Genomic DNA, 25,135 nt, shown 5'->3' with positions numbered 1-25,135 from the left:
AGTGTGATGACAATGCAGGGAAAAGCGTGTAATCCCCACTGAAACAGCACTTCTTCTGCCATGGCAAGAAACGGACGGACCTAATGCCCTTTCTCAAGACTTCATTTCTGAAACACGCTGGTTTGGTGCTGACGGCCGGTCTGTTGCTGGTTTCTGTCACAGCGACTGCGGTTCAGGCCCAGAATCTTTTTGCCCCAGCGCGCAAGGTCAATGACCGTGTCATCAGCATCTATGATGTCGAACAGCGCATGAATTTCATGGCAGTCCTGAATTCAGGCGGTGCCGATCTGCGCGCCGAAGCAATAAGAAGGCTGACAGAAGAAGCGGTGCAGCGCGATTATGCGCAACGCCAAGGTGTGCGCGTCAACCGCGACCAGATCCGCGACGGCATGGCAGAATTTGCGTCACGCGCAGATTTGTCGACCGATGAATTTCTAGCAGCACTGGCAGAGAACGGGGTCGATCGAGAAGCTTTTGAGAGTTTCGTCGAGGCGGGCCTGCTGTGGCGCAGATCTGTTGGGCAACGGTTTCCCGCGTTGGTGAGTGTGTCTGATTCGGATGTGCGCCGAGCACGCGACACGGCAGCCATCCTTGGGCGGCAGCGTGTGCTTATGTCCGAAATATTCTTGCCTGCCGACCCCGAATTCGAAGAGGCCGTCGGCCAGATCATGGAAATGATCGAAGCGGCGCGCAGCGTGGAAGAGTTCTCTGAAATCGCGCGGGAATTCTCGCTTGCCGGATCGCGCGATCAGGGTGGGCGTTTGCCGGACTGGGTGCCGGTCGAAAACCTGCCCGGACAGATTGCAGATTCCATTTCTCGGGCCAGCCCCGGCCAGATTGTTGGCCCTATTTCACTGAGCGGGGCAATTGCCTATTTTCAACTGCGCGCAAGCGAAAGCACGCGCGATGTTCCCGCCGACAGAGTGATGCTGAAATACAAAAGATTGCTTTTGCCGGGCGGGCGGAGTGAGCAGAATCTGGCGCTCGTGGCACAGATCCGCTCTCAGGTACGCAGCTGCGAAGCGCTTGGCCCCTACGCACGCGACCTACCCGAACCAGCGTTGATCGAGCGTGAGGCCCGCATGAATGATGTCCCCAGCTCGGACGCGGTGGAACTGGCGCGCCTTGATCGCAACGAAGTGTCGGCCAATACCACCGAGGGCAGCAATCTGGTTGTTCTGATGCTGTGCAGCCGCGAGCTGGAATTCGACGATGCGCCGAGTGACGATCAGGTCAGGGAGATCGTGTTTGACCGACGGTTGAGCGACATGGCGAATGTGAAGCTGCAAGAACTGGTCGCCGACGCGGATATCCGCGATTTCTGATCGTGCCAGCGCGTCAATTATGACTCCGCCCAAAGCAGTTTTGGGCGGGGTTTCTTATTCCTCGATGTCGTCCTCATCGCTGCCATGCGTGCCACGTTCGCGGTAAGGTGTCGTGTCGTAATGTGCGCGGTAGCATTTTGAGAAATGTGAGGGTGAGGTGAAGCCTGTGGCCAGCGCCACGCTGATGACGCTCATATCCGTTTGCATCAGCAGGTTGCGCGCGCGTTCCAGCCGCAACTCCATGTAATAGCGTTTTGGGCTGCGGTTCAGGTAGCGGCGGAACAGTCGTTCCAACTGGCGCGTGGACATGTCCACTTCATTGGCAAGGTCCGACGGGCTGATCGGATCTTCGATGTGGTTTTCCATGAATTCGATCACCCGCGCCAGTTTCGGGTGGCGCACACCGATGCGCGCCGGGATCGACAAACGCTGCGTGTCACGATTGGTGCGGATCGACGAGTAGATCATCTGATCGGCCACTGCATGGGCCAGATCGGCACCTTCGGCATTGGTGATAAGTGTCAGCATCATGTCCAGCGGGGCCGTACCCCCTGCCGATGTCAGGCGCTTGCCATGAATGACGAACACCGATTTCGTCAGGTCGATTTCAGGAAAATCCTCGACCAAAGCGTCGTGATTTTCCCAATGAATGGTCGCGCGATGCCCGTCCAACAGGCCCGCTTTGGCCAATGTCCAAGCGCCGGTGCAGACACCGGCAATCGTGTTGCCATGGCGCGCGCGTTTGCGCAGCCAGGACAGGATTGCAGGTGTGGTGGCACGCTGCACATCAACACCGCCGCAAACCATAATCATGGCGTCCGTGGCGATATCGCCCAAACCCTCGCTAACCGAAACTTGCGTCCCGTTGGAACAACTGACTGCCTTGCCGGTCTCGCTGACCAGTTTCCAGCTGTAAAGGGGCTTGCCTGCCACGCGGTTGGCCAGACGCAACGGCTCTACCGCGGCGGCATAGGCCATCAGCGTGAAGCGTTCCAGCAACAGAAATACAATATGATGCCGCGCGGCGTCGGAGGAGCGCGTTGTGGGGCGTGCAGGAGAAGTGAGCATGTGTTTTTGTGCATATGTTGATAAGCTGGCTGAGACACAAACAACTTTCCAATGCCCGCGCAAGAGCAATCGTATTTGCAAGCTGCATTCCGCTTTTGTATAGAAGGCCCGAGCAGCCATGCGACCGCTAACGCTGCAAGACAGAATTGACACCCGGAGGCACCTGATGACCCAAGGCTGGACGAAATCGACATGGCGCGACCGCCCGCGTATCCAGATGCCTGATTATCCGGATGCTGCGAAGCTTGGCACTGTAGAGGCGCAGTTGCAGCAATACCCGCCGCTGGTCTTTGCTGGCGAAGTGCGCGCGCTCAAGCGCAAGCTGGGCGCTGCGGCCCAGGGCGAGGCGTTCTTGTTGCAGGGCGGTGATTGCGCCGAGAGCTTTTCCGAGTTCAGTGCCGACAGCATCCGCGACACGTTCAAGGTGATGTTGCAGATGGCGATGGTCCTGACCTATGGGGCCAAGGTGCCTGTGGTCAAAGTCGGGCGGATGGCCGGTCAATTCGCCAAGCCGCGCTCGGCCCCGACCGAAGTGATTGGCGGGCAGGAATTGCCCAGCTACCGTGGCGACATCATCAACGGGTTCGACTTTACCGCCGAGGCGCGCATCCCAGACCCAAGCCGGATGCTGCAAGCCTACACCCAAGCGGCGGCAGGCCTGAACCTGTTGCGTGCCTTTTCCAAGGGCGGCTATGCCGACATGCACCGCGTGCACGCGTGGACATTGGGCTTTGCCGAAGGCGAGAAGGCTGAACGCTACCGCGAGATGACCGACCGCATCACCGACACGCTGGATTTCCTGACAGCGGCAGGCATCACATCCGAGAACAGCAAGGAATTGTCCTCGGTCGATTTCTACACCAGCCATGAAGCGTTGCTTCTGGAATATGAAGAAGCGCTGGCGCGGATCGATTCGACCTCTGGCCTGCCAGTCGCAGGTTCTGGCCATTTCATCTGGATCGGGGATCGCACACGCCAGCCGGATGGGGCACATGTGGAATTCTGTCGCGGTGTGCAAAACCCGGTTGGCCTGAAATGCGGCCCCTCGATCACCCCGGATGACCTGAAACGGCTGATGGCGACCCTGAACCCAGAGAATGAAGCAGGGCGGCTGACGCTGATTGCGCGCTTCGGGGCAGGGCAGGTGGGCGATCATCTGCCGCGCCTGATCCGCGCAGTCGAGGAAGAAGGGGCCAATGTGCTGTGGACCTGTGATCCAATGCACGGCAACACGATCAAATCCTCGTCTGGCTATAAGACGCGGCCCTTCGATTCGGTGTTGCGCGAAGTGTGCGAATTTTTCGCCATTCACAATGCCGAGGGCACGATTCCGGGCGGTGTGCATTTCGAGATGACCGGCAAGGACGTGACCGAATGCACAGGCGGCTTGCGGGCGGTGTCGGATGAAGACCTGTCGCAGCGCTATCACACGGCCTGTGACCCGCGCCTGAATGCCAGCCAGTCGCTGGAACTGGCATTCCTTGTGTCGGAGGAACTGGTGGGTCGCCGTCAGAAGCTTGCAGCCGCGATCTGACAGGCTGGCAACTGACTGACCTTTCCCTGTTACTGCGGGGGGGCACAACGGGCATGTATCCCCTTGTGGCCCCTGCCATCGCCGGAATGTGCTGATGCCCACCCTTTCCCTGCGCGATGCCACGCCCGATGACGCTGCGGCCATTGTCGCAATCTGGAACCCGATCATTCGTGACACTGTCGTGACGTTCAATCCCATGCAACGCAGCCAGCCCGAGATTGCCGATATGATCGCCACGCGTCAGGGCGCGGGGCATGCCTTTCTTGTTGCCGAGCAAGGCGGGGAAATGTTGGGGTTTGCCAGCTATGCGCAGTTTCGCCCCGGTTTAGGGTATGCGCGTTGCATGGAGCATACGATCAACCTTGCGCCCGCCGCGCGCGGCAAGGGGGCAGGGCGGGCCTTGCTGCTGGCGCTGGAAGCGCATGCCGCAGGTGCCGGGCACCATGTCATGGTCGCTGCTGTCACCGGGTCCAATACCGCCAGTGTCGGTTTTCACGAAAAGCTGGGTTATTTGCATGTCGGTACCATGCGTCAGGTGGGCTGGAAATTCGACGCGTTGCACGATTTGGTGCTGATGCAAAAATTCCTTTCGGTGCGGTGATTTGTGCTGCTGCATTCCAATCTTGCCCCTGCTAGGCTAATTCCCATGTCGATCTGGACCCGAATAGCAGACGCCCTGACCGCCCTTCGCAAGGGCGAACCACTGAGCAGTGTCTTTGACCGTCTGCGCACCCCGCCAGAGCGGACAGTGGCCTTTACCATCGCTGTCATCGCGCTTGGGGCGAAGCTGGCCAAAGCCGATGGGCAGGTCACGCGCGGTGAAGTTGCCGCGTTTCGCCGGATTTTCACCATACCGCCCGAAGATGAGGCGAATGCCGCGCGCGTGTTCAATCTGGCGCGGCAGGATGTGGCGGGGTTTGACCTTTATGCGCGCAAGATCGCGGCGATGTTCCCGCAGCGTGATCCGGTTTTGGTTGATCTGATGGAAGGGCTGTTCGAGGTGGCAATGGCCGATGACGGCTTTCACCCGCAGGAAGAAGCGTTCTTGCGTGAGGTGGCTGATATCTTCGGCCTGTCAGAGCGGTGTTTTCGCAGCTTGCGTGCGCGATTCGTAGGCGATGTGCCGCCAGACCCCTATGACGTGCTGGAAGTCAGTCAGGATGCGCCCATCGAGGTAATCCGCCGTGCCTACCGCGACGCTGTGCGTGAAACCCACCCCGATAGGCTGGCGGCGCGCGGTGTGCCCGCCGAGGCAGTGAAACTGGCCGAGCATCGCTTGCGGGACTTGAACCGCGCATGGGAAGAAATTCAGCAGGGGCGCGCGGCCTGACACGTTTTTGCGATTGGCGCGCGTGGTGCTGGCTGTTGCGCGCGGGCGGGCCTATACTCGCCCCATGAAAACCTTGGTCACATCCCTTGCGCTATGCGCCTTGCTGGTTCTGCCTGTTCAGGCCGAAGTTGAGGGCGCGCCGCCCACTGTGGAGGAAAGCACGCCACGGATGTTCGATCTGTTCGAGCGGATGTTGCGCGGCTTCATGACGGAAGTAGAGCCACAAATGCGCGAGTTAGAGCGTGGCTTCACTGAAATGGAGCCGGAATTGCAGCGGTTCCTTCAGCAATTGCGCGACATGACACAATTTCATCCGCCGGAAATCCAGCCCAATGGCGATATTCTGATTCGCCGTCGTCAGGCAGAGGATGTTGTGCCGGATTCGGATGAGTCGATGCCGGATGAAGATGCATCTGGCGATACGTCTGCCGACCCGTTCGAGTTGTGAGAACGGCGCACGCGCACTTTCGCTTCTGAGCCCACCTGATTCGCCAATGCAGCAAAGCGTTGCTCAGCAACTTCCGTCAGCAAGGCCTGCATGTCGCGCTCCAGAATAAGCTCCAACACTTTCTTTTTGGGATAGAAGCGCAATTCCCCAGCGTTTTCAGGGCCATCCATCGAGAACATTGCCCCGAATCGCAACGCGCGCCCCAGCATTTTCGCCTCTGCCAGATCCTTATCCGACATCAGCCCTGCAATTTCCTTGATGCGCGGGCGCATGCCATTGGTTTTGTAGCGGTGCATCAGCGCAATGCCCAAGTAAACGCGGCCCTGGTGGTCCAGCCCGCCCAAGTTGGCGCGGGTGGTGGTGTCAAAGCAGGCATCCGCGCGGTAATCGGGATGCGCGCGCCAGTTCACGTCATGCAACAGGCAAGCGGCGCGGATCAGGCGCAACCGCTCAGGCGGGCGATTGCGATAGAGCGGCAGCAGGAAGTGATACAGTTTCTTGCCAAAGCCCGGAATGCGCGAGCTGGAATATTCCATAAAATGGCACGCTTCGATCAGCGGGTCGCGGCGGCGCAGGTCTTCGGGCATCTGTTCATACAAAATGCCCTCTCTGATGCCATAGCTTGAGACATAGACCTGTTTGGGGCCAAACACATGCACCAGTTGGCGCAAGACCTGACAGGCCAGCGGCACAAGGCTCATGCGTTCGGCGGAAACACCGGTCAGGGCGCGCAGTTTGGCCGGATCTTGTTCCAGTATCCACTCTATTGTTTTGCGGATTGCCTTCGGGGTCATGGCGTATTCGTGCAAAACCTTTAGCGGATATCCACGCCGCTCCATGTCCATGCGCGCAATGGCGCGCCATGATCCGCCCACCAGATAGAGCGCGTCATGATGGTCGCTGATCTGGGCGCGCAGGTCTTTCAGAACCGCACTGATATGATCGCGCAACCCTTTCTTGCCGCCACTGATCTGTTGCAGGCGAAACGGCCCAAGGCCCGAAGTGACATTGCAATGCACCTTGCCGTCCCCGATCACGGCCAGCTCCATGCTGTTGCCGCCGATATCGCAGACAAGGCCATTTGCCTCTGGCCAGCCGGTCAGCACGCCTTGTGCGGACAGGCGCGCCTCTTCTGCGCCATCAATGATGCGCATACGCAGGCCGGTTTCGCGCTCGATCAGGGCGCAGAAGTCGGGGCCATCCTCGGCCTCGCGCATGGCGGCGGTGGCGACCATTGTCAGGTTTGACAGCGACATGCCACGCGCCAGCAGGGCAAACCGCTCGAGCGTGGCAAGTGCGCGGCGGCGCCCCTCGGGGTTCAGTTTGCCGGTTTCCGCCAGCCCACGCCCCAGCCCACACAGCACTTTCTCGTTGAAAAAATACGCAGGGCTGCGGGCCGCGCCGTCGAACACAACCAAGCGGACAGAGTTTGATCCAACATCAATCACGCCAACATGCGTCAGCGCGCGTGCCTGAGGATCAGAGAATAGGGGTGTGTCGAACAAGCCCGATGCTTTCGGGGCGTTATAGCCCGCAGTTTCCGCGAGCGTGTTGCCATCCATTAGGGCAGCTCCTGTCTGGCATCCGTTGGGGTATCTTAGCGCTTCGCACATCATCGGGTCAATCGTTCCTGACAGATGCCGTTGCGCCATTTTGTCTTACGTTTCGCACAGACCAACATCCCCTTTCGTGCGCGCGCGCAATGCGGCATAAGGACTGCGTTAAGATATGGGCGTCTTGCCCGCTTTTGCCTGACGAGAGGTTCCATGCACGATATCCGCGCGATTCGCGAAAACCCCGCTGCTTTTGATGCCGGTCTGGCCCGTCGTGGCCTTGCGGCACAGTCATCCGAGGTTCTGGCGCTGGATCAGGCGCGGCGGGCCGCAATTTCGCAAGCAGAAGCGGCGAAGGCGGCGCAGAATGCGGCGTCCAAACAGGTGGGCGCTGCAAAGGCGCGCGGGGACGATGCCGAATTCGAGCGGTTGCGCGCCCTTGTCGCCGAGAAGAAAGCCGAGATGGCGGCTTTGGAAGAAGACGCGCGCACAGGCGACGCAAAACTGACAGCGATTCTGGAAACCCTGCCGAATCTGCCACTGGACGAAGTGCCGGATGGCGCGGATGAGGCCGGCAATGTCGAGACGCACCGCTGGGGAACCCCGCGTGTGTTCGATTTCACGCCGGTCGAGCATTACGAGATCAAGGGTATTGCGCAGGATATGGATTTCGCCACAGCGGCCAAACTGTCCGGCGCGCGGTTCGTGGTGCTGCGCGGCGCTGTGGCGCGGGTGCACCGTGCCTTGGCACAATTCATGTTGGATCTGCATGTCGAAGAGCATGGCTTGCGCGAGGTCAACAGCCCGGTTCTGGTGCGCGATGAGGCGATGTATGGCACCGGGCAGTTGCCGAAATTTGCCGAAGACAGCTACCGTACGACCAATGGCTGGTGGCTGATTCCGACATCGGAAGTGACGCTGACCAATTTCGCGGCCGGTGACATACTGGACGGCGCAACACTGCCGCTGCGGTTTTGCGCGCATACGCTGTGCTTCCGGTCCGAGGCGGGCAGTGCGGGCAAAGATACCACCGGTATGCTGCGCCAGCACCAGTTTGAGAAGGTCGAGATGGTGTCCATCACGCGGCCAGAAGACAGCCTTGCCGAGCATGAACGCATGACCCGCTGCGCAGAGACAGTGCTGGAGCAGCTGGGGCTGCCCTATCGCCGCATGGTGCTTTGCGCGGGCGATATGGGGTTTGGGGCACAGAAAACCCATGATCTGGAAGTCTGGCTGCCGGGTCAGGACACCTACCGCGAGATTTCCAGCGTATCGGTCTGTGGTGATTTTCAGGCGCGGCGGATGAACGCGCGCTTCCGTCACGAAAATGGCGCAAAACCAGAATTTGTCCACACGCTCAACGGTTCTGGCCTGGCAGTCGGGCGCTGCCTGATCGCGGTGCTGGAAAATGGACAGACCGAAGACGGGGGCGTGGTCTTCCCCCAAGCACTGCATCCTTATTTGCGCGGGCGCACCCGGATCACCCCTGACGGTGAGTTGGTCTGAGCGCGCAGAAAATGGATCAGGGCGCGATGGGGCGCATGTTAACAAAGTCTTAATGCCACCCCATTGCGGCCATGTTTTCAAGGTTTCCTGACAGGATCAATTTTGAGAACAAGGAGAATTTACATGCGCAATTTCACCGCCTCCCGCGCCGAATCCGGCACTGACGCCGCACCCCCACGCCCGACGCTGCAGCCGCGCGCTGATACCCGCTTTGCCAAAGCGCGCGACACAGCGTCCGAGGTTCGGGCCATTCGGTTCACGGATTGGGCCTTGATCTGAGATAACGATGGCGCATTGGCTGAATCTTGCCGATGCGTGAGCGTCAAAGCCTGACCGCGCGAAATACTGCTGGGCGCGCTGCCGTATGATGCGGTAGCACAAAGACTGTGCAGCCCGTAATCGGGCGTTGTCTGTTTGCCCGTTATGTCAACTCCGATCTCATCAATCCGAAATCTTGGCCCCGCAATGGAAGATGCCTGTGCGCGTGCCGGGATCGCCTGCGCCGAAGACCTGCGCGCGCTGGGAACAGATGTCGCATATGCAAAATTGCTGAACAGCGGGCACAAGCCACATTTCATCGCATATTACGTGCTTGAAATGGCGTTGCAGGGCCGACCGTGGAATGATTGCAGGGGGGAAGAGAAAGCCCGTCTGCGCGCCCGGTTCGACACCCTGAAAGCCGCGCATACCCCCAAATCAAATGTGATGGACGCCTTTCTAGATGAAATGGGCGTCATCCCCGCGAACCGAGAGGCGCATTCACCATGATCCGGCCCCTATTTTTGACGCTGTTATGCCTTGGCCTTGCGGCCTGTGCCAAGCCCGGCGCGGACGTGTCGCGCGCAGCCCCCGTGCCAAGCAATCTGTATCCGGGAGAGACGCCGCAGATGCGCACGCTGGTGCGCCAATATGCAGCCAAGCATGACATTCCCGAAGCCCTGTTGCACCGTGTCATCCAGCGCGAAAGCGATTACCGGCCGCATGCACGTAACGGTCCCTATTGGGGGTTGATGCAGGTTTTGCCCCAGACCGCGCAGCAAATGGGGTTTCAGGGCGCGCCAGAGCGACTTTTGGATGCAGAGGTCAATCTGACATATGCAGGCCGGTATCTGCGCGGGGCATGGCTGGTGTCGAACGGCGATATTGACCGCGCCGTGATGTGGTATGCGCGCGGCTATTACTATGAGGCGCGTGACCGCTGCATGTTGGTCGCAACCGGATTGCGTGATCGTGAAGTGCGCCGCGATTGCCCCTCACGCGCGCAAGAATCCTGACGCAGGTCTGCGCGCCCCGGAACTGGTCCGGGGCGCGCGGTCGTAACGTGCTTCAGAAAGACCAGACGCGCGCGTCTACGTCCAGCATCGCGCCTGCCATCGCGGGCGGTTGGGCAACGCCGACGCCTTCGATCAAGACCGACTCATCGGCCCCAAGTCCGGGCAGATAGATCGCGCAAACCTCGACGGTCACACCATTCGCCATCAGCATTTGCAACATGCCTTGCGGGCTTGCATCGCGCGGTGGTTGCGGGGCTGTGGCCGCTTCCGGCGCCTCGATCAGGGCCAGATCACCACCGGGGCCGCAAAGCAGAATGCGCGTCTCGGCCCCCTGTTCGACAGCCTGCGCCGTTAGCACCATTGCCATCAACTGGGTTTGCGGGTTCTCGGAAGTGACGACTGTTACCAGCTTTTCAGCGGTATCAGCCAGTGCGGGCGCGCCAAGGCCAGCACCCAAAAGGGCGGCAATGGCGGTTGTGCGGATCATATGGGTCATAACAAACGTCTCCTTTACATGCCGGACATTGCCGGTCTGCGTCAGGATGACATGCTATTTATAAAATTCATATATGACGATGTGTCGCGTTGCGCTTTGGTTTTTCTGACATCGCCCAATATGCGCCACAGTTCGGAGTATGCATTAACCACGAATGAACAAGGGATTTTGGGTGAAATGCGAATTTCAAGAACCTTCTGGTGGGGCCGGTTATCCCGACTATGGCCTGTAGCACAAATAAGCCGCGCGATACGATTGCGCGTCAGTTCGATCCCCTTTTTCAGCGGAAAAACTGAAAAATCTTTCAGAACGGCATTCAGTATGCTGCCTCTGGGTAGAAGAAATGACCTGATTGCCTATTATCAACGCAAGCATAGTTGTTCGCGCACGCAAGCCATGCGCCGCGCTAATCGAAGATCGCGCGCGCGACAATGGATACCGCATGTAAGCGCGTCAGTCCTCCCACCACCAGACATCTGGTTGAAAGCCGATCCAGTCGCCGTAGACAGGCAGGTGATCGGGGAATTTCAACTCGGTTGCATGGGCAATGCGGGCGCGGTCATTGAACCAGAAGGGCACGACATAGCGCCCCGCGATCAGAACACGGTCCAGCGCGCGGGTTGTGGCGATAAAATCGTCCTGCTCGCGCGAGTTGAGCAAGCGTTCAATCAGGGCATCAATGGCGGGGCTTTCGACCCCCATCAGGTTGCGTGACCCCGGCACATGTGCCGCCTCGGACCCCCAGTAAAGCCGCTGCTCGGTGCCCGGACTCAGCGAGAGGCCGCGCACGAAATAGGTCATGTCAAAGTCAAAATTATTCGTCCGCTCAGTATATTGGGCGGAGTCGATTTGCGATACCCTGACATCCATTCCAAGGCGTTTTAGCGCCTCGACATAGATATCGGTGATTGAAGCCACTTCTGACGACCCCTGCCGCAAGAGAATCGAGAACCGGAACGGCTCGCCCGCGCTGTTGCGCAAGACGCCTGCGGTGTCGGCCTCCCACCCGGCGTCACTCAGCAGGTTGGTTGCGGCACGCATATTGGCGCGGTTGGCGACGCTGCCATCAGAGGATGGCAGACGATACCCTTCTAATGTGCCGGGATAGAGCTGGTCTGCGAAAGGTTCGAGAAATTCGGCCACGCGCCCTTCGGCGGGGCCGTCTTTCATGGCCAGCTCCGAGTTCGAGAAATAAGAGGTGATGCGCGGGTCTTCACCGCCATTGATGACCTGACTGGTATACTCAAAATTGAACGCGTGGATCATCGCCTCGCGCACGCGCCAATCCGAAAACAACGGGTTGCGGGTGTTCATCACAAGTCCCGCAATGCCCGAAGGGCGCTGATGCGGGATTTCGGATTTCACGATTTCGCCTGCCTGTGCGGCAGGGAAATTATAGCGCGTGTTCCATGCATTGGCGTTGGTTTCGCGCATGGTGTTCAACAGGCCAGAGGTGAACGCCTCGAACATGGCGGTGCCATCGCCAAAAAACTCCATGCGGATTTCTTCAAGATTGGCCTGACCGCGCATAAACGGCAGGTCATTGCCCCAATAATCGGGATCGCGCTTGAGATATACATAGCGCCCTGCCTCGAAGCGGTCGATGACATAGGGGGCGGTCGTGATCGGAATGACCGAGGTTCCGGATTCCGCGAAATCAAGGTTCTCCCACTGCGCCTTTTGCAGGATCGGGCGCAGACCCATGATCAGCGGCAATTCGCGGTCCGGTTCGGTAAAGGTGAAGCGGATGGTGCGTGTGCCCACAATCTCGGAGCTTTCAATGCGCGACCATGTTCCGTGGAACCGCGGGTGGCCGATTGTGCCGAGTGTTTCGTAGGACCACAGCACATCTTCGACGGTGACGGGGCTGCCATCCGAGAATCGGGCCTCTGGTCGCAGGGTGAATTCCACCCATGAGCGGTCGTCATCCGTCTCGACTGATTCGGCCAGCAACCCGTAAAGGGTGAAGGGTTCGTCCCAATTGCGGCCCATCAGGCTTTCATATGTCAGATATTGTAGTTGCCAGGGTGCGCGCCCTTTCAGGATGTTCGGATTAAGGGAATCGAAATTGCCAACCTCGCCCTGAACGATGCGCCCTCCTGCGGGTGCGTTCGGGTTGGCATGGGGCAAATGCTCAAAATCTGGTGGTAGGGCGGGCTCGCCATACATAGCTATGCCATGGCTGGGCTGCGCGACGCTATGTTGCGCTGCGAATATCGTGGGCGCAAGTATGGCCATCGCTGCGGCGATTTGGCGCAATTGAGATTTCATGCAAGCTGCTCCGAAGGTTTTGAGGGGCCGATTTCTGTTCAAGCTACAGTGCGTTGCGAGAGTTTTCAAACTTTTAGCTTGGAAGGCTAAGGTAGAATGGTTATATATGAATCACTGCTCGATAGGTTTCTTGCCTGTATGAAACCTGCCTCAATAACTGACGCCCGCCTTGTGCGGGCGTTTTTTTTGCGCGCCTGTTCCGCCAGATACGCCGTCGGCCCGCTTGGGTCTGGTGCTTGTATATGCAGCCACTATGTTAGATGACTGTGTAAAGTTGACCAAGGAGCAGAGTGATGCAGCTTGCAGGAAAACGCGCGATTGTGACCGGATCGAATTCGGGAATCGGGTTGGGTGTCGCCAGAGAACTTGCGCGCGCTGGTGCGGATGTCGTTCTCAATTCCTTCTCAGATGAGGCGGAAGATCACAAGCTGGCAGCCGACCTCTCGGCGGAAACTGGCGCGAATGTGACCTATATTCAGGCCGACATGTCCAAGCCCGAAGAATGCCGTGCGCTGATCGAGAAGGCGGGTGGATGCGACATCCTGATCAATAACGCAGGTATCCAGCATGTCGCGCGCATCGAGGAATTTCCGCTTGAGAAATGGGACGCGATCATCGCCATCAACCTGTCATCGGCCTTTCATACCACGGCCGCCGCGTTGCCTGCTATGTATGCCAATGGCTGGGGACGGGTAATCAATATTGCGTCCGCGCATGGCCTGACCGCCAGCCCGTATAAATCAGCCTATATCGCGGCCAAGCATGGTGTTGTCGGCCTGAGCAAAACCACAGCACTGGAGGCCGCGGGCAAAGGGGTGACCTGCAATGCCATTTGTCCCGGTTATGTGCTGACCCCCATCGTGGAAAAGCAAATTCCCGATCAGATGAAAACCCATGACATGGACCGCGAGACGGTCATCAAAGAGGTGATGCTCTCGCGCCAGCCCTCGGGCGAATTTGCAACCGTCGAGCAGATGGGTGGCACGGCGGTGTTTCTCTGCTCAGACGCGGCGGCGCAGATTACCGGCACGACCATTTCGGTGGATGGGGGCTGGACCGCCATGTAAGCGGTGCCATGCGCTGAAAGGGCGGGATTTGAGTATTTTCGGCAAGAAAATGACCGGTGCGTGCCGCTGTATTCCAGCGTGTATATGCGGATCAACGCGTATTGCGGGCCGTGCGCCCTTGGAGTGTGATGAATGACGAAACGCATAAATCTGGCCCTACAGGGCGGCGGCGCGCATGGGGCTTTTACCTGGGGTGTGCTGGACCGGCTGTTGCAGGAGAAAGATATCGAGATTGCCGCGATTTCCGGCACCTCGGCAGGCGCACTGAATGGCGCGGCGCTGAAGGCGGGCTTGGCACAAGGGGGCGCGCAGGGGGCGCGTGTGCTGCTGGACCGGATCTGGCATCAGGTGGGATCGGTGCATGACTTGCGTCTGACGGGTTGGATCGCGCAGGCGCTGCCTCCGATCGGGATGATCAATGCGTGGATGGAATCGCTCATGCCGGTCTCGCCCGCAGACATCGCAGCGCTTGTGACCAGCCCATACCAATATGGCGCGCTTTATCGCAACCCGTTGGAGCAGGTCGTGCGCTCGTTCAATTTCGATCAGGTCTGCGCGAAAGAGGGGCCGGAATTGCATATTGCCGCAACCAATGTGCGCACGGGAAAGATCCGGGTGTTTTCAGGTCAGGAGGTCTCGGGCGAGGTTATCATGGCCTCGGCCTGTCTGCCGACCCTGTTTCAGGCTGTTGAAATTTTGGACCCGGCCACTGGCAAGACAGAGGCGTTCTGGGATGGGGGCTATACCGGCAACCCCGCGCTGTTCCCGCTATTCGAGGCGCATTTGCCCGATGATGTTGTCATCGTGAACATCAACCCGCTGCACCGTGATGCCGTGCCGCAAACTCCGCAGGATATTCAGAACCGCATCAACGAGATCAGCTTCAATACATCGCTGCTGCGCGAGTTGCGCGCCGTGCAATTCGTCAAGCGCCTGATTGGCGAGGGTCGGATGGAGCGTGGAACGATGAAAGATGTGCTGGTACATATGGTGTCGGATGATGATTTGATGAATACGCTGTCGGTCACCAGCAAGGTAACGCCCACACCTTATTTGCTGCACAGCCTGAAGGAAGCAGGGCGCAATGCCTGTGAAGGCTTTCTGAAAGGGCATAAGTCAGATTTGAACGTGCAGAGCACTGTCAATCTGGAAGAGATGTTTAGCTGATATGGCGCGGCGGCTGCACGGTTGCGGGGGCGGGGCGCGTTTTGCCTGTGCGCGAGTCCGGGTATACCAAACCGGCTGAAATAATCAGTTTGGCGGCATCTTCGATCATCATATCCAGTTCAATGACATCCGCGCGCGGCACGAACAGCAGAAAACCGGAGGTCGGATTGGGCGTGGTCGGCAGGAAGATCGAGACCATCTCGCCATTCTCGCCCAGTTTCTGGCCGACCTCGCCGCGGGTGGTGGTCGAGATGAAGGCCATCGCCCAGATGCCGGGGCGGGGGTATTGCACCAGACAAGCGCGGTCGAAAGTGGGTGCCTGACGTGACAGGATCGTTTCGGCAATTTGTTTGACGGCATTATAGATCGAGCGGATGACCGGCATCGCTTCGACGATGCGTTCGCCCCAGCCGACCAAAGTGCGCCCGATCAGACCCTTGGTGAAATAGCCCATGATCAGCGTGAAGATCACGAAAACCACAACCCCTACGCCGGGCACATCCAGCCCGATCAGGTTCTCGGGGTGAAAGCGGCGCGGGATCAGCGGCAAGACCAGTCCGTCAATCCAGTTGATGACATTCCACACCAACCAGAGTGTCAGCACGCCCGGCGCGATAACCGCAAGCCCGGCTAGAAAATTGCCGCGCAGAGAGGCTATAAGACCGCGTTTGCTGTGATCCTGGCTCATGTCTGTCCCTTCGGGGTCGGTTCGGCGTGAGGATGGGGCAGGGCGCGATTATATGCAAGCATTGCTCATGCCAGCGCGCGCGCGATTTCGGCCGCAAGCCGGGCGTTGTTGCGCACCAATGCGATATTTGCAGCAAGGGACGCACCGTCCGTCAACTCGAATATCCGGCGCAGCAGAAACGGTGTGACATCCTTGGCCGAAATGCCCTGCGCCTGTGCCTCGCGCAGGGCTGTGTCTATCAGGGGCGCGAGCATGGCATAGGGGAGTTCATCGGCCACGGGGATGGCGTTGGCGACAAGCTGCCCGCCGGGCAGGCCGAGTCGGGTGCGCACCTGGTGGCTGGCGGCGATCTGTGCGGCACTGTCCATCCGCAAAGGCGCAGTCAGCCCGCTGTCGCGCGACCAAAAGGCAGGCAGCGCATCCTGCCCATAGGCGATGACCGGCACACCAAGGGTTTCAAGCACTTCCAGCGTCTTGGGCAGATCAAGTATCGCCTTGGCCCCTGCCGCCACAACAGTCACGCGCGTTTGCGCCAGTTCCTGCAAATCGGCCGAGATATCGAAGCTGAGTTCCGCACCGCGATGAACCCCGCCAATGCCACCCGTTGCAAAAACCTCGATACCGGCAAGGCGGGCGCAGATCATAGTGGCGGCGACAGTCGTGGCCCCGGTGCGGCCCGTGGCCAATGCAACAGCCAGATCGGCGCGGCTGAGTTTCAGTGCATCTTGGGTTTGGGCCAGACGGTCAAGCTGCGCCTCGCTCAGGCCAATCAGGATCTCGCCGTTCATCACGGCAATCGTGGCGGGAATGGCCCCTGCCGCGCGAATGTCTCTCTCGACCTGTTGCGCCATCTCCTTGTTCTGTGGCCACGGCATGCCATGGGTGATGATGGTGGATTCCAGCGCGACAATTGGCTGGCCATTCGCGCGCGCCTCTTGGAGTTCGGGGGTATAGGTCAGCGAAGTCATGGCATGTCCTTCATGACAGGTGGGGCGCATCGGCCACATAGGCTGCGGCGGCGCGCAGGGCAATATCCAGTGCATCCTGTCGCGGGGCGCCTGCAAGCTCTTGCGTGATATGTGCGGCCATGAACAGATCGCCTGCGCCAGTGACGCGTTGTGGCACGGTGGCGGGCGGGGGCCGTGTGATCTGCGCATGTGTATCGGCATCTGTTGCGGCGTTTGGACCATCGGTCACCAGCACGCGGGCTGCGCCAAGCGCCAAAAGCGCGCGTGCCGCATGCGCACTGTCGGCAAAGCGGGTGCCGCAAATCTGGCCCGCCTCTGCCAGATTGAGGTAGAAGCTGCACTTAGGCCGCCCCATGAAAGCACGAAGCCGCGCGGCCTTTGCGGGCGAGGCGGCGGTCAGGCGCAGATCCGCGGCACGCAGCCAGGTCGCGTGTACTAGATCATTGATCAAGGCAGGGGTGAGCCCACTGTCAAGCACGACTGCCCCGCGCCACGGCGCAACGTCCGACCCAAGCCTGCCATCGTGCAAGGGGGCAAGCGCGTGCATGTCCATACTCTCAAGCGCGGCGGCGGTGGCGATGGCGGCGATCAGCCCGTTTGCCCCTTCAATTGCCAAGTATGTATCGGTTGACAGGGTGTCCGGCCTGACGAGAAAGCGGGTGTCGATTCGGAGTGCGTCAATTTGGGCAACAAGTGCCGTGCCTGCAGCGTCCCGACCGATTGCGGCGAAAAGCGCAGGGCGGTGACCCTGCTTTGCCAGCGCGCGGGCTATATTCAACGCCACCCCGCCGGGGGTTTGATGGATCGTGCCCGGCAGGTCATCGCCTGGCGTGATTTGCGCGCGGCTATGGCCGATTACGTCCCAATGGGCCGCGCCAGCACACAGGATATCCGGACCATCTGTCATCTGCGCGTGGTGCCGCAAAGTTGCGCCTTTGGCAAGCGGGCTGGCGGGGCGCGCGGGGGCCTGCTAGGCATGTATATGTTTGAAGATCTTTCAGAGCGCCTGTTTGCGCATTTCGTCGCTGGACGCTGGCGCGTGCCCTTTGGCAGCGCCGCCTGTCCGGTGCTGTCGCATACTGGCAAAGCACTGGGGCAGGTTGTGGCAGCCGGCCCGCTGGATGTCACGCGCGCAGTGCAGGCGCTGCGCCCTGCGGATGATCGCGCCTGTCACCGATTGGCCGAGGCATTGGCGCAGCACAGCGATGGGCTGGCGCAAGCCATTGCAATCCAAAGCGGGCAAGCCCCAACAGCAGACCAAATGGCGCAGATGCTGGACGCTGTTGGCTTAGCGCACACCGCAAAGCCCGGTATCTTGCTGTCAACCCGCGACAGTGATCTGGGCCGCTTTGGTCATGCGCTGGGCGCGGGCGTCAGGGGCGGTGTCATCTGGTGCCCGCCTGTCGAGCGCGCGGTCTTTGCAACTGCGATCGCGTGCGTTGTGCAACATGCCGAGATGCCACCCGGCGCTTTCGCTGTGCTGCACGCGCGCGCCCCCGAAACGGAAACGGCCCTGCGTGCAATGCCTCTGTGCATCCACGAAGACTGAGTCGCGGGGCTGTTACAAGCCCATACGCGCCCCGAAAATGCGGTGGACAACATCAGCCCGCGTCATGCCCAACTCTGCCAATTCGGCGTCCGACATGGCGTTATAGTGCTGGATCGCGCGGTAGTTTGGTGAGTTTTCTGCGACCCGGATCAAGAAGCCCATGATGCGCTCGCCGATGGGGCGCAGTTTTGTGGGTGCGAAATCGCGAATATTGGTTGTAAAGCTCGTCATTTGGAAACCCTTTCAATTAGGTGTTTCCCCCCTTGCTTCTCAAATTAGGTCATAGATGCTGATATGACTATGCCCGATGTTGAAATGCCGCTCTGCGCTGACTGCAAGGCTCGATAGGCAACGATTGCTTAACCAATTCCGGGTAACGTGATCATGTGTCATGCGGTATGCCATGCAAAAGTTCTCGCTTTGTCCCAAATCTTCGTGTATGGAACAATGGTAGAACAAACGGGCGATTGCTGCGCGTGGCACGCTGTGAAATAAGGGGCAAGGAAATGGCAATAGCGGACCTGCTGACAATGACTGACAAACGCACTGCGGAAAAACAAAAAGCACTTGATTCAGCGCTGGCACAAATTGAGCGGCAGTTTGGCAAAGGCTCGATCATGAAGCTGGGTGGCGACAATCCGGTGACCGAGATTGAGGCGATATCCTCCGGCTCATTGGGGCTGGATATCGCCCTTGGGATCGGTGGTTTGCCCAAGGGCCGCGTCATCGAAATTTATGGGCCTGAAAGCTCGGGCAAGACCACGCTGACACTGCATGTCGTGGCCGAAGCACAGAAAAAGGGCGGTGTCTGCGCTTTTGTCGATGCCGAACATGCGCTAGATCCGCAATATGCCCGCAAACTGGGTGTTGATCTGGATGAATTGCTGATCTCGCAGCCAGACACGGGCGAGCAGGCGTTGGAAATCGTGGACACGCTTGTGCGCTCTGGCGCGGTTTCGCTGGTGGTGGTCGATTCGGTTGCGGCCCTGACGCCCAAATCGGAACTCGAAGGCGATATGGGCGACAGCTCGGTCGGTGTGCATGCACGTCTGATGAGTCAGGCCATGCGCAAGCTGACCAGCTCCATTTCACGCTCGAATTGCATGGTGATTTTCATCAACCAGATTCGTATGAAGATCGGCGTGATGTTCGGCTCTCCCGAAACGACTACAGGCGGCAATGCGTTGAAATTCTACGCCTCTGTGCGTCTGGATATTCGCCGGATCGGGTCGATCAAGGACCGTGATGAAATCGTGGGCAACCAGACGCGGGTCAAGGTCGTCAAGAACAAGGTGGCCCCCCCTTTCAAGCAGGTTGAGTTCGACATCATGTATGGCGAAGGTATCTCGAAACGGGGCGAATTGCTGGATCTTGGCGTAAAGGCCGGTGTGGTCGAGAAATCGGGTGCATGGTATTCCTACGGTGATGAACGCATCGGTCAGGGGCGCGAGAATGCGAAAGCCTATCTGAAGGAAAACCCCCAAACCGCAACGCAGATCGAAGATAAGATCCGCGCGGCGCATGGGTTGGATTTCCATATGAACGAAGGCGACGATTCCGTACTAGGGGAATGAGTCCGCACGCAACCCGCGCCGAGCTTGACGCGCGATTGCCGCAAATTTTGTCGGCCCCCAAGGATGAGGGGCTGATAGAAATGCTGTGTCTTCGACCCGGATATGGTCAGCGCAAATTTGTCGACCGAATATCCGTCACAGTGGAACAGGGCATACCGGGCGAGCGGTGGTCCACGCACCCATTGCTGCGCTTGGCCGATGGGGCACCGCATCCGGGCATACAGGTCTGCATCCTGTCCAAGCATGTGCTGGACCTTGTGTGGCGTGATCGGGTCAACACCGTGCATCCCGGTGATACATTCATAACCGATATGGACTTGTCAGAAGCCAATCTGCCCACGGGACAGTTGCTGTCAGCCGGGACTGCGGTCTTGCGCGTGTCCGAGGTTTTCAACGATGCCTGCGTCAAGTGGAAAGCCCGCTACGGGGCCGCTTCGCGGGAGTGGATCAATGCCCCGGCGCACCGCGCATTCCGGTTGCGCGGTATTCTATGCGCGGTCGTTCAGGATGGCGAGATTTCCTGCGACGCGCGACTGCACAAGCTTTCCGGCGGAGCGCTGCGCGCTGCGGATTGACACAGGTGTGGACAGCCCCTGCCAGCAAGGCTAAACCGTGCCAACTTGCATTCGCGCCGGAGGAAGTTCATGGCCAGCCTCAATGATATCCGCTCGACTTTCCTTGATTATTTCGCCCGGCAGGGTCATGCCGTCGTGGACAGCTCGCCCCTTGTGCCGCGCAATGACCCGACACTGATGTTCACCAATTCTGGCATGGTGCAGTTCAAGAATGTCTTTACAGGGCTTGAGCACCGCGATTACAGCCGCGCCACCACCAGCCAGAAATGCGTGCGGGCGGGCGGCAAGCATAATGATCTGGACAATGTCGGCTACACGGCGCGCCACCACACGTTTTTTGAAATGTTGGGAAATTTCAGCTTTGGCGACTATTTCAAATCCGAAGCGATTCCCTTTGCGTGGGAATTGCTGACCAAGGATTTCGACATCCCCAAGGACCGGCTTCTGGTCACCGTCTATCACACAGATGACGAAGCCGCCGAGATGTGGAAAAAGGTCGCTGGCCTGTCCGATGATCGTATTATCCGCATCCCGACGGATGACAATTTCTGGCGCATGGGCCCAACTGGGCCTTGCGGCCCTTGCACCGAGATTTTCTTCGATCATGGCCCGAGCATCTGGGGCGGCCCCCCCGGTTCGCCCGAAGAAGACGGGGACCGCTTTATCGAGATATGGAATCTGGTCTTCATGCAGAATGAACAGCATGAAGACGGGCGTATGACCGACCTGCCGCGTCAGTCGATTGACACTGGCATGGGGCTGGAGCGGATTGGGGCGCTGCTGCAAGGCAAGCATGACAATTACGACACTGATCTGATGCGCGCTTTGATCGAGGCATCTGCACATGCCACATCAAGCGATCCAGACGGGCCGGGCAAGATGCATCACCGTGTGATTGCCGACCATTTGCGCGCCACGTCATTTCTGATTGCCGATGGTGTCATGCCGGCCAATGACGGGCGCGGCTATGTGCTGCGCCGCATCATGCGCCGTGCGATGCGCCATGTGCATATGCTGGGTGCACAAGACCCGGTCATGCACCGGCTGGTTTCGGCATTGGTCCATCAGATGGGCGGGCATTACACCGAATTGCGCGAAGCGCAGGCGCTGATCACCGAGACGCTGCGCGTCGAAGAGACCCGCTTTCGCCAGACCCTTGAACGTGGGCTGAAGCTGCTGGATGCCGAACTTGAAGGCATGAGCGAGGGGGCAACTCTGTCGGGGGGCGCAGCGTTCAAGCTTTATGACACATTCGGTTTTCCGCTGGACCTGACGCAAGACGCGCTGCGCGAACGAGGGCGCACTGTCGATGTGGCCGGTTTCGATGCCGCGATGGCCGAGCAAAAGGCCCGCGCGCGCGCCAGTTGGTCCGGCTCGGGCGAGGCGGCGGATGCCGCGATCTGGTTTGATCTGGCCGAGCGTTTCGGCGTGACCGAATTTCTGGGCTATGACATGGAAAGCGCCGAAGGGCAGGTCATGGCACTGGTGCGCGACGGGACAGAGACGGACCGCGCCGAGGGCGAGGTGCATATCATCACCAACCAGACCCCGTTCTATGCTGAATCGGGCGGGCAGGTTGGTGATACGGGGTTCATCCGGTCTGCGACCGGGGTGGCCGAGGTTACAGATACACGCAAGATTGCGGGCGTGTTCATCCATGTCGCGCGCGTCACCGAAGAAGCGATCGAAAAGGGCCAGCCCGTCAAGCTGGAGGTGGACCACAGCCGCCGCGCGGCCATTCGCGCCAACCATTCCGCGACGCATCTGCTGCATGAAGCACTGCGCCGCGCACTTGGGGATCATGTGTCGCAAAAAGGCTCGCTCAATGCGCCCGACAGGTTGCGGTTTGACTATAGCCATGGTGCGGCGCTGAGCGCAGATGAACTGGCGCGCATTGAGGCCGAGGTGAATGCCTTTATCCGCCAAAACTCAGGAGTGGACACGCGCATCATGACCCCGGACGAGGCGCGCGCGCTTGGCGCACAAGCGCTGTTTGGCGAGAAATATGGCGATGAAGTGCGCGTCGTCTCGATGGGACATGAGGGCAATTCGGGCAAGGGGCAGGACGGGCACACCTATTCGCTGGAACTTTGCGGCGGCACGCATGTTGCGCGGACGGGCGATATTGGTGCGTTTGTCTGTCTGGGTGACAGCGCCTCTGCTGCTGGTATCCGCCGGGTTGAAGCGCTGACAGGACAGGCGGCGCTGGATTATTTGCGCGCGCAGGATGCGCGGCTTGGAACAATTGCCGGCCTGTTGAAAGCCCCTGCGCAGGACGTACCGGACCGCGTGAAAGCGCTGATGGATGAACGCCGTGCGCTGGCCAATGAAGTGGCACAACTCAAGCGCCAGATCGCGCTGGGGGGCGAGGGCACGCAGGGCGATGACATCCGCGACGTCGGAGGACTGCGCGTGGTTGCCAAGGTCATGACCGGTGTCAGCGGCAAGGATTTGCCCTCAATGATTGATGCGATGAAGGAAAAGCTTGGCTCTGGCGCTGTTGTGCTGATCGCTGATACAGGCGCGAAACCGGCCGTCGCGGCAGGTGTCACGTCGGATCTGACCGACCGCATCTCGGCGGTGGATCTGGTGCGCGCCTGTGTGGTGGAACTGGGCGGCAAAGGTGGTGGCGGGCGGCCTGACATGGCGCAGGGGGGCGGCAGCGATATTGCGGGCGCTGACCGGGCGCTGGCGGCTGCAATCTCTTATCTGGAAGGAGTGAGTGCATGAGTGCGTTATGGATTGCCCATGTCGAAGTGACAGACGCGCAGGCTTATGGCGAATATGCTAAACGGGCGACAACTGCGATTGCGGATCATGGGGGTGTCTTTCTGGCGCGGGCCGGGCGCTATGTGCAACTGGAAGGCAAAGAGCGCGCGCGCAACGTCGTGGCGCGGTTTCCTTCACTAGAGGCGGCGGTGGCCTGCTATAACTCGCCCGAGTATCAAGAGGCGCTGAGCTATGCCAAGGGCGCTGCCGAACGTGATCTGGTGGTGGTTGAAGAAGTGGCGTGATGCCACTGTCCTGACGCTTGTCAGTCCGGCTGGGCCTGTTCATCCAGATTGGCGAACGGGTCTTTGGCATAGCCAACTGCTGTCAGATACAACCCATCGGGCGGGCTGACCGGACCGCAAGCGGTGCGGTCACGCGCCTCAAGGGCCGTTTTCACATCATCAGGCGTCCATGCAGCAGCCCCCACGCGTTCCAATGTGCCGACGATGCTGCGCACCTGATTGTGCAGAAATGACCGCGCGCGCAAGGCAAAGTGGAACTCTTGCCCATATGGCACATCGTGCACGGAAATTTCTACGGTATCCAATGTCTTGATGGGCGAGGGGGCCTGACATTTGCTGGCGCGGAAAGTCGTGAAATCATGCGTGCCGATCAGATGCCGGGCTGCTTGCTGCATGGGGGCAAGGTGCAGCCTGTGGCGGACATGCCAGATTTGTCCAGCTTCAAAGGTTGGCGGCGCGCGGCGCGCAAGCACGCGGAACAGATAGCGCCGCTCATGTGCCGAGAAGCGTGCGTGAAAGTCATCTTCGACCTTGGCGCAGGCCAGAACAGCCACGGGCAAGGGGCGCAGATGGTGATTAATCGCCTCTATCAGGCGAAAGGGGTTCCAGTCGCGAGTCAGGTCGCAATGCGCAACCTGTCCGGTCGCGTGCACGCCGGTATCTGTGCGTCCCGCAGCACCGATGCGCGGCAGGCCAGGCTCTAGCCTTGCGAGGGCTGCTTCAACCGCACCTTGCACAGATTTCTGAGCAGCCTGCGTTTGCCACCCACAAAAGGGGCGTCCGTCATATTCGATTTTCAGTGCGTATCTTGGCATGACGCGCGAGTTAGCGCGCGGCGCGGCGCTTTGCAATCACGCTTCTGCCTGTAGGATCGCGGCCAGCCCGCTTTTGTAATCGGGGTGGCGCAACTCAAACCCCAATTCGCGCTTTATGCGGTCATTGCGCACGCGTTTGCTGTCTTTATAAAAGCTGCGCGCCATGGGCGAGAGGTCTGCATCTTCAAAGGCTGTTTCTGGTGGTGGATCAATGCCCAGCAGATGTGCTGCATGTTCCAGCACATCTTGCGGCGGGGCAGGGTGGTCGTCACACAGATTGAAAACACAACTGCCCAACTTTGATGTGATGCCCAGTTCCAGTGCGCGCCCGATATCGTCGTAATGGATGCGCGAAAAATATTGTCCGGGCTTGATGATGCGCTGCGCACGCCCGCTGCGCAGTTTCTCGAACGGGCCGCGTCCGGGGCCATAAATGCCCGCCAGCCGAAAGATATGAAGCCGTATGCCCGCACGGTCGCAAATGTCTTGCCATGCCTCCTCGGCCGCCACGCGTGCGACCGCGCGCTCCGAGCGCGCATTGGGGGGTGTCTGCTCATCCACCCAGCCGCCGCGCTGGTCTCCATAGACGCCAACAGTTGAAAGATACCCAACCCATTGAAGATGCGTGGCGCTGGCCAGTTCTGCGCCAATCTCGTCCAGAACCGGATCGCCTGCGCGCGGCGCGACCGAGGTAAGCAGATGCGTCGCACGCGCAAGCGGCAGGGGGGTGCCGGGCCAGATCAGCGATTCGATGCCGCGTGCTGCCATCGCTGCGGCCTTCTGTGCGCTGCGGGTGGTGCCTATGACGTGCCACCCTTGCGGCAAAAGTCGGTCCGCCAGCGCCTGTGCGCTGTACCCGTGCCCAATGGAGAGAAGTGTGCCTGTCATGGCGCACAGTATCCGGTGCGGCGCG

The 25,135-nt window shown here is 59.6% G+C and carries 26 protein-coding genes; 16 read left to right on the top strand and 10 right to left on the bottom strand.

Features of this window, described 5'->3' with window-relative positions; genetic code table 11:
- Nucleotides 1-83 precede the first annotated feature (83 nt).
- Nucleotides 84-1,325, top strand: a complete 1,242-nt coding sequence (locus tag BD293_RS08350; protein WP_142080775.1) for a peptidylprolyl isomerase — start codon at nucleotides 84-86, stop codon at nucleotides 1,323-1,325.
- A 54-nt stretch (nucleotides 1,326-1,379) separates the two neighbouring features.
- Here the strand turns inward: BD293_RS08350 and BD293_RS08345 are convergent, their stop codons facing one another.
- Nucleotides 1,380-2,393: a GlxA family transcriptional regulator gene (locus BD293_RS08345; protein WP_142080774.1), complete on the bottom strand. Its 1,014-nt coding sequence runs from the start codon at nucleotides 2,391-2,393 to the stop codon at nucleotides 1,380-1,382.
- Nucleotides 2,394-2,559: 166 nt separating this feature from the next.
- Between BD293_RS08345 and BD293_RS08340 the strand changes: the two genes are divergently transcribed.
- The 4 genes from BD293_RS08340 (at nucleotide 2,560) to BD293_RS08325 (ending at nucleotide 5,705) form a co-directional block, all read left to right on the top strand.
- Nucleotides 2,560-3,927 carry a class II 3-deoxy-7-phosphoheptulonate synthase gene (locus BD293_RS08340; protein WP_142080772.1) on the top strand — a complete coding sequence of 456 codons (1,368 nt, stop codon included), beginning with the start codon at nucleotides 2,560-2,562 and terminating at the stop codon, nucleotides 3,925-3,927.
- 94 nt (nucleotides 3,928-4,021) lie between these two features.
- The gene (locus tag BD293_RS08335; RefSeq protein ID WP_142080770.1) at nucleotides 4,022-4,528 is read left to right on the top strand and encodes a GNAT family N-acetyltransferase; all 507 of its coding nucleotides are present in this window, start codon (nucleotides 4,022-4,024) and stop codon (nucleotides 4,526-4,528) included.
- A gap of 45 nt (nucleotides 4,529-4,573) precedes the next feature.
- Complete coding sequence (locus tag BD293_RS08330) at nucleotides 4,574-5,257, top strand: molecular chaperone DjiA (protein ID WP_142080769.1); 684 nt, start codon at nucleotides 4,574-4,576, stop codon at nucleotides 5,255-5,257.
- A 7-nt stretch (nucleotides 5,258-5,264) separates the two neighbouring features.
- The gene (locus BD293_RS08325; protein WP_142080767.1) at nucleotides 5,265-5,705 is read left to right on the top strand and encodes a hypothetical protein; all 441 of its coding nucleotides are present in this window, start codon (nucleotides 5,265-5,267) and stop codon (nucleotides 5,703-5,705) included.
- Here BD293_RS08325 and BD293_RS08320 read toward each other — a convergent pair.
- Complete coding sequence (locus tag BD293_RS08320) at nucleotides 5,615-7,267, bottom strand: Ppx/GppA family phosphatase (RefSeq protein ID WP_142080765.1); 1,653 nt, start codon at nucleotides 7,265-7,267, stop codon at nucleotides 5,615-5,617. The genes BD293_RS08325 and BD293_RS08320 overlap by 91 nt on opposite strands.
- Nucleotides 7,268-7,471: 204 nt before the next feature.
- On the opposite strand from BD293_RS08320, the gene serS reads away from it, so the two are divergent.
- The 4 genes from serS (at nucleotide 7,472) to BD293_RS08305 (ending at nucleotide 10,038) form a co-directional block, all read left to right on the top strand.
- Entirely contained in the window at nucleotides 7,472-8,764 is a 1,293-nt protein-coding gene (gene serS / locus BD293_RS08315; protein ID WP_142080764.1) for a serine--tRNA ligase, read from the top strand.
- Between the two features lie 123 nt (nucleotides 8,765-8,887).
- Entirely contained in the window at nucleotides 8,888-9,043 is a 156-nt protein-coding gene (locus tag BD293_RS22670; RefSeq protein WP_170207087.1) for a hypothetical protein, read from the top strand.
- Between the two features lie 144 nt (nucleotides 9,044-9,187).
- The gene (locus tag BD293_RS08310) at nucleotides 9,188-9,532 is read left to right on the top strand and encodes a TfoX/Sxy family DNA transformation protein (RefSeq protein WP_142080762.1); all 345 of its coding nucleotides are present in this window, start codon (nucleotides 9,188-9,190) and stop codon (nucleotides 9,530-9,532) included.
- Nucleotides 9,529-10,038, top strand: a complete 510-nt coding sequence (locus BD293_RS08305; protein WP_142080760.1) for a lytic transglycosylase domain-containing protein — start codon at nucleotides 9,529-9,531, stop codon at nucleotides 10,036-10,038. Before BD293_RS08310 ends, BD293_RS08305 begins: the two co-directional genes overlap by 4 nt.
- Before the next feature lie 52 nt (nucleotides 10,039-10,090).
- On the opposite strand, the gene BD293_RS08300 is transcribed toward BD293_RS08305, so the two are convergent.
- Together BD293_RS08300 and BD293_RS08295 are read right to left on the bottom strand one after the other, a co-directional pair.
- On the bottom strand, nucleotides 10,091-10,534 hold the full coding sequence (locus tag BD293_RS08300; protein ID WP_142080758.1) for a DsrE family protein: 444 nt from the start codon (nucleotides 10,532-10,534) through the stop codon (nucleotides 10,091-10,093).
- Nucleotides 10,535-10,987: 453 nt separating this feature from the next.
- A complete protein-coding gene (locus BD293_RS08295; protein WP_142080757.1) occupies nucleotides 10,988-12,805 on the bottom strand; it encodes an extracellular solute-binding protein in 1,818 nt (605 codons plus the stop codon).
- A 293-nt stretch (nucleotides 12,806-13,098) separates the two neighbouring features.
- Between BD293_RS08295 and BD293_RS08290 the strand changes: the two genes are divergently transcribed.
- Entirely contained in the window at nucleotides 13,099-13,872 is a 774-nt protein-coding gene (locus BD293_RS08290; protein WP_142080755.1) for a 3-hydroxybutyrate dehydrogenase, read from the top strand.
- A gap of 132 nt (nucleotides 13,873-14,004) precedes the next feature.
- Nucleotides 14,005-15,039: a patatin-like phospholipase family protein gene (locus BD293_RS08285; RefSeq protein WP_142080753.1), complete on the top strand. Its 1,035-nt coding sequence runs from the start codon at nucleotides 14,005-14,007 to the stop codon at nucleotides 15,037-15,039.
- Here the strand turns inward: BD293_RS08285 and BD293_RS08280 are convergent.
- From BD293_RS08280 to BD293_RS08270, 3 genes are all read right to left on the bottom strand, one after another.
- Nucleotides 15,032-15,727: a DUF502 domain-containing protein gene (locus BD293_RS08280; RefSeq protein WP_142080751.1), complete on the bottom strand. Its 696-nt coding sequence runs from the start codon at nucleotides 15,725-15,727 to the stop codon at nucleotides 15,032-15,034. The genes BD293_RS08285 and BD293_RS08280 overlap by 8 nt on opposite strands.
- Before the next feature lie 65 nt (nucleotides 15,728-15,792).
- Nucleotides 15,793-16,695 (bottom strand): pseudouridine-5'-phosphate glycosidase, encoded by a 903-nt coding sequence (locus BD293_RS08275; protein ID WP_142080749.1) that lies wholly within the window; start codon nucleotides 16,693-16,695, stop codon nucleotides 15,793-15,795.
- Between the two features lie 10 nt (nucleotides 16,696-16,705).
- Nucleotides 16,706-17,602, bottom strand: coding sequence for a PfkB family carbohydrate kinase (locus BD293_RS08270; RefSeq protein ID WP_142080747.1), 897 nt, complete (start codon nucleotides 17,600-17,602; stop codon nucleotides 16,706-16,708).
- Nucleotides 17,603-17,671: 69 nt separating this feature from the next.
- Here BD293_RS08270 and BD293_RS08265 point away from each other — a divergent pair, with 69 nt between their 5' ends.
- Nucleotides 17,672-18,244 carry an aldehyde dehydrogenase family protein gene (locus BD293_RS08265; RefSeq protein WP_142080744.1) on the top strand — a complete coding sequence of 191 codons (573 nt, stop codon included), beginning with the start codon at nucleotides 17,672-17,674 and terminating at the stop codon, nucleotides 18,242-18,244.
- Nucleotides 18,245-18,256: 12 nt separating this feature from the next.
- On the opposite strand, the gene BD293_RS08260 is transcribed toward BD293_RS08265, so the two are convergent.
- A complete protein-coding gene (locus BD293_RS08260) occupies nucleotides 18,257-18,475 on the bottom strand; it encodes a hypothetical protein (RefSeq protein WP_142080742.1) in 219 nt (72 codons plus the stop codon).
- Between the two features lie 275 nt (nucleotides 18,476-18,750).
- Here BD293_RS08260 and recA point away from each other — a divergent pair, with 275 nt between their 5' ends.
- The 4 genes from recA (at nucleotide 18,751) to BD293_RS08240 (ending at nucleotide 23,407) form a co-directional block, all read left to right on the top strand.
- Entirely contained in the window at nucleotides 18,751-19,818 is a 1,068-nt protein-coding gene (recA, locus tag BD293_RS08255) for a recombinase RecA (RefSeq protein WP_142080739.1), read from the top strand.
- Nucleotides 19,815-20,393 (top strand): MOSC domain-containing protein, encoded by a 579-nt coding sequence (locus BD293_RS08250; RefSeq protein ID WP_142080737.1) that lies wholly within the window; start codon nucleotides 19,815-19,817, stop codon nucleotides 20,391-20,393. Before recA ends, BD293_RS08250 begins: the two co-directional genes overlap by 4 nt.
- A 69-nt stretch (nucleotides 20,394-20,462) precedes the next feature.
- Entirely contained in the window at nucleotides 20,463-23,123 is a 2,661-nt protein-coding gene (gene alaS, locus BD293_RS08245) for an alanine--tRNA ligase (protein ID WP_142080734.1), read from the top strand.
- Nucleotides 23,120-23,407: a DUF1330 domain-containing protein gene (locus BD293_RS08240; RefSeq protein WP_142080732.1), complete on the top strand. Its 288-nt coding sequence runs from the start codon at nucleotides 23,120-23,122 to the stop codon at nucleotides 23,405-23,407. The genes alaS and BD293_RS08240 overlap by 4 nt, the downstream gene beginning before the upstream one ends.
- A gap of 20 nt (nucleotides 23,408-23,427) precedes the next feature.
- On the opposite strand, the gene truA is transcribed toward BD293_RS08240, so the two are convergent.
- Nucleotides 23,428-24,222, bottom strand: a complete 795-nt coding sequence (truA, locus tag BD293_RS08235) for a tRNA pseudouridine(38-40) synthase TruA (protein ID WP_142080730.1) — start codon at nucleotides 24,220-24,222, stop codon at nucleotides 23,428-23,430.
- A gap of 36 nt (nucleotides 24,223-24,258) precedes the next feature.
- Nucleotides 24,259-25,110 (bottom strand): SDR family oxidoreductase, encoded by an 852-nt coding sequence (locus BD293_RS08230; protein ID WP_142080727.1) that lies wholly within the window; start codon nucleotides 25,108-25,110, stop codon nucleotides 24,259-24,261.
- Nucleotides 25,111-25,135 lie beyond the last annotated feature (25 nt).

This window comes from Roseinatronobacter monicus, from assembly GCF_006716865.1.
In the GTDB taxonomy this organism is placed as follows: domain Bacteria; phylum Pseudomonadota; class Alphaproteobacteria; order Rhodobacterales; family Rhodobacteraceae; genus Roseinatronobacter; species Roseinatronobacter monicus.
Note: the sequence above shows the minus strand (reverse complement) of the source record. Positions and strands in the feature narration are given on the sequence as shown.